Source organism: Trinickia sp. (genome assembly GCF_036503415.1).
Taxonomy (GTDB): Bacteria; Pseudomonadota; Gammaproteobacteria; order Burkholderiales; family Burkholderiaceae; genus Trinickia.
The window spans coordinates 1-6,675 of the sequence record NZ_DASXWY010000186.1 but is presented as its reverse complement, the minus strand read 5'-3'; the positions used below and the strand labels follow the sequence as shown (position 1 = coordinate 6,675).

Annotated in this window: 7 protein-coding genes; 4 read left to right on the top strand and 3 right to left on the bottom strand. The window is 62.5% G+C overall.

Going from position 1 to position 6,675, the window contains the following annotated elements; all coding sequences use genetic code 11:
- Positions 1 to 365, top strand: a 365-nt coding sequence (locus tag VGL01_RS22475; protein WP_331573302.1) for a hypothetical protein, incomplete at its 5' end; no start/stop codon positions are given.
- A gap of 83 nt (positions 366 to 448) precedes the next feature.
- Here the strand turns inward: VGL01_RS22475 and VGL01_RS22470 are convergent.
- A complete protein-coding gene (locus VGL01_RS22470; protein WP_331573300.1) occupies positions 449 to 1,828 on the bottom strand; it encodes an MFS transporter in 1,380 nt (459 codons plus the stop codon).
- 315 nt (positions 1,829 to 2,143) lie between these two features.
- On the opposite strand from VGL01_RS22470, the gene VGL01_RS22465 reads away from it, so the two are divergent.
- Positions 2,144 to 2,914, top strand: a complete 771-nt coding sequence (locus VGL01_RS22465) for a metallophosphoesterase family protein (RefSeq protein ID WP_331573298.1) — start codon at positions 2,144 to 2,146, stop codon at positions 2,912 to 2,914.
- Between the two features lie 127 nt (positions 2,915 to 3,041).
- Positions 3,042 to 3,383 carry a zinc ribbon domain-containing protein YjdM gene (locus tag VGL01_RS22460; RefSeq protein ID WP_331573296.1) on the top strand — a complete coding sequence of 114 codons (342 nt, stop codon included), beginning with the start codon at positions 3,042 to 3,044 and terminating at the stop codon, positions 3,381 to 3,383.
- 10 nt (positions 3,384 to 3,393) lie between these two features.
- Here the strand turns inward: VGL01_RS22460 and VGL01_RS22455 are convergent, their stop codons facing one another.
- The gene (locus tag VGL01_RS22455; protein ID WP_331573294.1) at positions 3,394 to 4,119 is read right to left on the bottom strand and encodes an SDR family oxidoreductase; all 726 of its coding nucleotides are present in this window, start codon (positions 4,117 to 4,119) and stop codon (positions 3,394 to 3,396) included.
- Between the two features lie 119 nt (positions 4,120 to 4,238).
- Between VGL01_RS22455 and VGL01_RS22450 the strand changes: the two genes are divergently transcribed.
- Complete coding sequence (locus VGL01_RS22450) at positions 4,239 to 5,189, top strand: LysR family transcriptional regulator (RefSeq protein WP_331573292.1); 951 nt, start codon at positions 4,239 to 4,241, stop codon at positions 5,187 to 5,189.
- A gap of 104 nt (positions 5,190 to 5,293) precedes the next feature.
- Here VGL01_RS22450 and VGL01_RS22445 read toward each other — a convergent pair.
- Positions 5,294 to 6,675, bottom strand: a 1,382-nt coding sequence (locus VGL01_RS22445) for an FAD-binding oxidoreductase (RefSeq protein ID WP_331573290.1), incomplete at its 5' end; no start/stop codon positions are given.

The window sequence follows — 6,675 nt, the reverse complement described above, 5'->3', positions numbered from 1 at the left end:
CGGTGCCGGTGCAGGCGGTACCGGTGCGGGCGGTGCCGGTGCAGGCGGTGCCGGTGCGGGCGGTGCCGGTGCAGGCGGTGCCGGTGCGGGCGGTGCCGGTGCAGGCGGTGCCGGTGCGGGTGCAGGCGGTGCAGGTGCTGGGGCAGGTGCTGGCGGTGCCGGTGCTGGTGCAGGTGCAGGTGCAGGTGCTGGCGCAGGCGGCCACGGCGGCGGTCACGGTGGTGGCGGCGGCCACGGTGGCGGCGGTCACGGTGGCGGCTCAAGGTAATCGGCTGCATTGTTTTGAGCCGCCCTTTGTGTGCGAGACGCAGATCAGGGCGGCTACCAGAGGGGATTGTCGGTGCCCATCCCTTTTGATTCGATGAGCACCACTGTGACAGAGTTGGGAGCCAATCCGGGCATCGGCAAGGCACGCCCGAATCGAGCGTTGCCGGGACCTCCCGCGGCGCTAGTGCGAGAACCCCGACGCAGTTTCGCTGAGACTCTTCCCTTTAGTCTCAGGGGCAAGCCATTGGGACACCCCGGCCCCGACTGCTGCGATGCCGGCCGCGATCAGGATGGTCGCCGAAGGCCCGAGATTGTTCATCGACCAGGGCATCAGGAACGTGCCGAGCCCGGCCCCGATCCTGCTGAAGGCGGCGGCAAAGCCCGTCCCGATCCCGCGGATTTCAGTCGGGAATACCTCGCCAGGATAGATGCAAGTCAGCGTCCCGCAGCCCGCGTTGAAGAACGAGAACGCGAGGAACAGGCCGAGCACGACCGCCCCGGGCGCGTTCGCCCATATGCCGAGAATCGCGAGGATCACAGTGATGATCCACTGCGGCGGTACCGTCAGAACACGGCGACCCGCCTTGTCGATCATCAGAACCGTGGCAACACTGCCGGCCAACGCAACTGCGGATAGCCCGACCCCTCCGGCGAGCCCCCCGCCGAGGCCGAACTTCTGCAGCACGCTGTCGGCGAATGTGGCGATCGCGAAGTACGGCGTGACGACGCAAAAAAAGAACATCGACACGAACAGCGTGACTCGCCAATACCGGCGGGAGAAGAGCATCCCGAAACCTCCTCCCGAGTGAACGATCTCGTGTTCGACGTCGGCCATGTCGGACGCGCTGTTCATATATCGGCGGGCGACGGAACGGGCCTGCTCGATACGGCTCTTACTCCACAGCCAGCGCGGCGATTCGGGCATGCCGATCCGGCCAAGGAACAAAGCTATCGCAATATACGTGCTGGTGCCGAGGATGTTCCGCCATCCGAGGTGCGTATATCGATCGAGCAGATAACCCACGACGAAGGCGAACATGAAGCCGGCGTACCAGGCGATGAGGGTCAAGCCCATCAGCCGCCCTCGGATACGGGACGGGGAGAATTCCGACAGCAGCGGCCAACCGACGGAATATTCCGCACCGATCGCGATACCCATCAGCAGTCGCACCATCAACAATTGCAGCGGTGACGTGATGAAGAACTGCATGGAGCCGACGAAGAACTGCATGAACGACGCGATCACGAACAAGCCCATGTCGAGCAGGAACAGTGGTTTGCGGCCGAACTTGTCTCCAGCCCATCCGCCCAGCGGCGAACCGATGAGAATCCCGAACAACGCGCCGGCTGCGATCAGCCCCTCCCAGACCGGCGATATGGCGAGCTCCGCGGTCATCTTGCCGGACACCGGGCCGACGATCCCGAGAATATAGCCGTCGAGAAACGTACCGCCGGTCAGAACAATGATCATCCTGATCATGAAGCGTCGTTTGAACGCTGAGGATGTCTCCTCCCCTGGCGCTTCGGCCAGAACAGCAACTCCCTTCTCTAAAGAAGTCATACGTATCTCCTTTTATTACGACATGTACATACCAATTGGGCGGCGCTGCGTCGAGTCTATGGACTGGGTGAGAGTCGAGCTTTCACGCTTACGTCCGCAAATCGGCCGTAAACGACACTTGGCGCGTACGTTCAATGTCGTGTCGGGAGAGGACAAGTGAGCGCTCGCAGCCCATGGAACCGTCCCTTTCACCGGCTCGAATGGTTTCGCGATGGCTGTTCAAGCGTGCGTGGCCTGGCGTTATTCGCAAGCTCACTGGACCGCCGGGTCTCGATTGGCGACAATCCGCAATCGCCGCCCTCCTTCGGAGTCGCCATGAAAATCGCTGCGCTATCCGACATCCACGGCAACCTCGCCGCGCTCGACGCCGTGCTGGCGGATATTCGTTCGGCCGGTGCGGACCTGATCGTCAATCTCGGCGACATTCTCTCCGGTGCGCTTTATCCAAGTGAAACGGCAGACCGGTTGATGCCTCTTAGCCTGCCCACTATCCGGGGCAATCATGAAAGACAGGTACTTGCCCGCGATCGCGCGCGTATGGGTCAATCCGACCAATGGGCGCTCGATTGCCTGCGTCCGGATCAACTGGATTGGATCGACGGCTTGCCCAGCACACTGCCTGTCGGGGAAGACGTGCTCCTGGTCCACGGCACGCCCGAAGACGACTTGACCTATTTCCTGGAAACCGTGACGCCCTCCGGATGCCGGGAAGCGACGCCGGAGGAGATTGAATTGCGAGCGGGGAAGGCGGCTTCGAAGCTGATCCTCTGCGGGCATACCCATTTGCAGCGCGCGCGGACGCTTGACGACGGGCGCTTGATCGTGAATCCGGGCAGTGTCGGCCTTCAGGCTTATGAAGACGATCGACCCTTTCCGCATCGTATGGAAATGGGCTCGCCCCACGCGCGATATGCGTTCGTGACCCGGATTGGATCGGAGTGGACTGTCGAGTTTCGTGCCATTGAATACGACTGGGACGCTGCGTCGGCGACAGCGAAGGCGAACGGTCGCCACGACTGGGCCATCGCTCTTCGCAGCGGTCGGTGCCGAGAAAAACTACTCACGTCGGAACCGGCCAGATACTAGACAATCCGCCTCTTCGACAACTCGGACGCTGAGAATTGAGGTCATGAGCGCGCCGTGGCTGGCAAGCCATCCAACAGCGCTATACTTTCGCGCTTTCGTTGCCTTCCTCAGGCACCAAGGATTACACATGAGCGCATTGCCCCCCTGTCCGAAATGCAATTCCGGGTTCACGTACGAAGATGGTGGCGTCTACATCTGCCCTGAATGCGCGCATGAATGGTCGGCGCAAGCCGCAGCGCCGACCGAAACGGTTGACAGAGTTCATCGCGATTCGACTGGAAATTGCTTGCAAGACGGGGATACCGTCACCGTCATCAAGGACCTGAAACTCAAGGGTTCCGCCGGCGTGATCAAGATGGGAACCAAGGTGAAAAATATCCGTCTGGTAGACAGCGATCATGATATCGACTGCAAGATCGATGGCTTTGGTGCAATGAGCCTCAAATCGGAATTCGTCAAGAAGGTGTGACCAACGCTCATCAAAGCAGTCGCAAGCCGCCGTCGCATTCGATGATGGCTCCCGTCATGAAGGTGTTCTCCATCAGAAACTGGAGCGCGTGCGCGACATCTTCCGCGCGGCCGACGCGTCCCACCGGCAACGTTTCGGCTTGTTGACGGAACAGGTCCGCCTTGACGTCGGCGGGGAATTTGTCCCACCACGCTGTATCGACCACGCCTGGCGAAACGGCGTTGACGCGCAGTGGCGCCAGTTCGCGGGCGAGTGTACCGATCATGCTTTCGAGCGCGCCGTTGATCGCGCCCAGCCCCGCAGTGCCGGGATTGGCGATGCGGCCGGAAATGGCGGTCACGAATGTCAAGCTGCCGTCGCGGCGGAGGGCCGGCAAGCCGGCCTGCGCCGCTTCCAGTTGCGGCCAGAATTTGGCCTCGAAGCCGCGACGCAGGGCGCTCAGATCGAGTTCGCTGAACCGGCCGCCACCTTCACCTCCGGATAGTGTCAGCACCAGGTGATCGATGGGGCCTACACGAGCGAAGAAACGGTCGAGCGCGGCACGGTCGCAGCAGTCCAGCGCTTCGCCGACAACATGTCCCCGTCCTTCGAGGCCGGCGAGCGCCTTGTCAAGTCTTCCCCGATCACGGCCGACTGCCACGACGTTCGCCTCCGCCGCTGCCAGTCGCGACACCATTGCCAGCCCGACGCCCGATGACCCGCCCAGCACGACGACTTTCTGATTTTGCCAGTTCATATCGCTACTCCTGTGAATGAGAGGGGAGCAGGCCGACATGCCATCACATAGCATGTTGCGGCGCTCTCCATGGCGATAGAATGCGTGCCAGACGGATATCAATCAAATCGTTCATTGCGATGACCAACATCATTGAAAATGATTTCAGGCGTTTCGACTTGAACCTGCTGCTCGCCTTTCGCGCACTATTCGAGGAGCGCAGCGTTACGCGCGCCGCGAAGCGGCTGTTCCTCGGCCAGCCGGCGGTGAGCGGGGCACTCAAACGGTTGCGCGAGGCGTTCGGCGACGACCTGTTCGTTCGCACGTCGCGCGGCATCGCGCCTACCCCGCGTGCGCTCGAACTAATGCGGCAGATCGAGCCATTTCTTCAATCGCTGCACCAGGTGCTGACCCAGCCACCCGTGTTCGATCCGGCGAGCGCGCAGCGCGTGTTTCGCATCGGCTTGAGCGATTCGCTGGAAGTACTCATGACGCCGGAGATCATGGATCGTCTGACCGCCATAGCTCCCGGAGTGAAGCTGATCGCGCGCCCCACCGATTCGACGCGCGCGGCGGCGATGCTCGACGAGGGGGAGATCGAACTCGCAGTCGGTGTTTTCCCCGAAAGCGTGCAATGGCAGCGGCGCCGCCGGCTGTTTCAATGGCGCTTCGTGAGCGTCTACAATCCGCGCCTCGTCAAAACACGCAGCAAACGTCTGTCGATGGAGGAATTCCTGCGACATCGGCATGTGCTGACCTCGTTCAGCGCTGGTCTGCACGGCTTTATCGACGAGCGGCTGGAATTAGCCGGACTCAAGCGCGACGTGGTGTTCTCGAGCGCAAATTTCGCCACGAGTCCGTTCATCGTACGGCGCACGCCCGCGATCGCCACGGTGCCGGACTTCATTGGCCGCGTCTGGCGCGACGCCCTTGACCTGGCGATGAGTCCGCTGCCATTCGATGTGCCGGGCTATGAGGTCTCGCTGATGTGGTCCGCGGCGCGCGACCAGGATCCGGGGCTCGCATGGCTAGCCGAGGTGTTTGCGCACGCGTTCGAAGAGAACGGGAAAAGACGGACCCGTCGCCGATAAATGTCTTTTGAGCGCTCACAACACGGCGCTGTCGCCGCTTCGCCAGCGATGGCCGACGACATCTCTCGATCGATATCGTTGCACCATGCAGGCTCGATGACCAGTCAGGCCAGCGGCACGATGTTCTGGTTCATGCGGAAGAAGTTCGTCGGGTCATACCGGGCTTTGACCTGCTGAAGCCGTCGGTAATTGGGACCGTACGCAGCCGCGATCGGTTCGCCCGTCTCATCGTCGTCCAAATAGTTGACGTAGCGACCATCGGCAAAAAAAGGTCGCATCGCCTCGTAGGTTTCGCGAGCCCAGGCGATGCAGGCACCGGTATCCGCCGGCTGCATCCATTGAGCTAGCACGAGGAAGTTGTAGCCTTCGCCCCGGTGCGGGAAGGCCGTCTCGGTAGCACTGACCCGGGTGAGCGCGCCGTGGAAATGTTCGAGGAGCAGCTGGCCCATTGTCGTCGGGCATCGCGCAAAGCAGCTGATCATGGTATCGATCGCAGCGTCGCTCAGCTCTCTGAGAAAGCTGGACTTCCAGTAGTTGAGCGCGCCTTTAGGGTAGCTGGCGTCGAGCATGCCGTTGAGCTGTGAGTAGGGGATCGGCCCAACGGCATCCAGGATGGGAACCCCGAACTGCTTCAAGGGCCGCATGGCCCTTTCGCCGTCTTCCAACGGCCCGCAATGGCAGGTGACCAGCCCGGCCACCTTCGTGCCCGACCCGTCGGGCGCATGCGTCAACGTTGCGAACAGAGTGTGCTCATCAGGCAACGACCGTGTGCTGTCGCGGAAAAACTCGAGCAAGGCTCGCGAGCACTCGATCGGATGGACGATCGGGCCGCCCGTAATGGTCGGCCCAACCGGGTGGAGTTCATACTCGAAGCTCGTGGCGACCCCGAAGTTTCCGCCGCCGCCGCGGAGCGCCCAAAAAAGCTCGGGCTCCTGGTGCTTGCTCGCCCGCAGAACCTTGCCGCCCGCCGTGACGAGATTCACCGCCCGCAGATTATCGAGCGCCAGGCCGTATTTGCCCATCAGCCAGCCCACGCCGCCCCCGAGGGTCAGCCCGGCAATGCCCGTGCTCGAGACCACGCCCCCGGTGACGGCCAGGCCGTGCAACTGCGTCTCGCGATTGAGCTCGCCCCAGGTGACCCCGCCTTGCGCCCAAGCCGTTCTGCTCTCCGCATCGACGTGGATGCCTTTCATCGGCGAAAGATCGATCATTACCCCACCGTCGATCGTCGCCCGTCCCGCCACGTTGTGGCCGCCGCCGCGAATGGCACCCTCGAGGCCGAGCCTGCGGGTGAGATCGAGGGCCTCGACAACGTCGGCTACGCCGCGGCACCTCGCGATCAAGGCGGGCCGCTTATCGACCAGACCGTTGTGGACCCTCCTCGCATCCTCATAGCCGGCGTCCATGGGTTGCAGGAGCTCCCCGCGGAAGGTGCCGGCAAGCTCGGCCGCAGCGTCGGCCAACGATCTGATCGGCAGCATGGTGT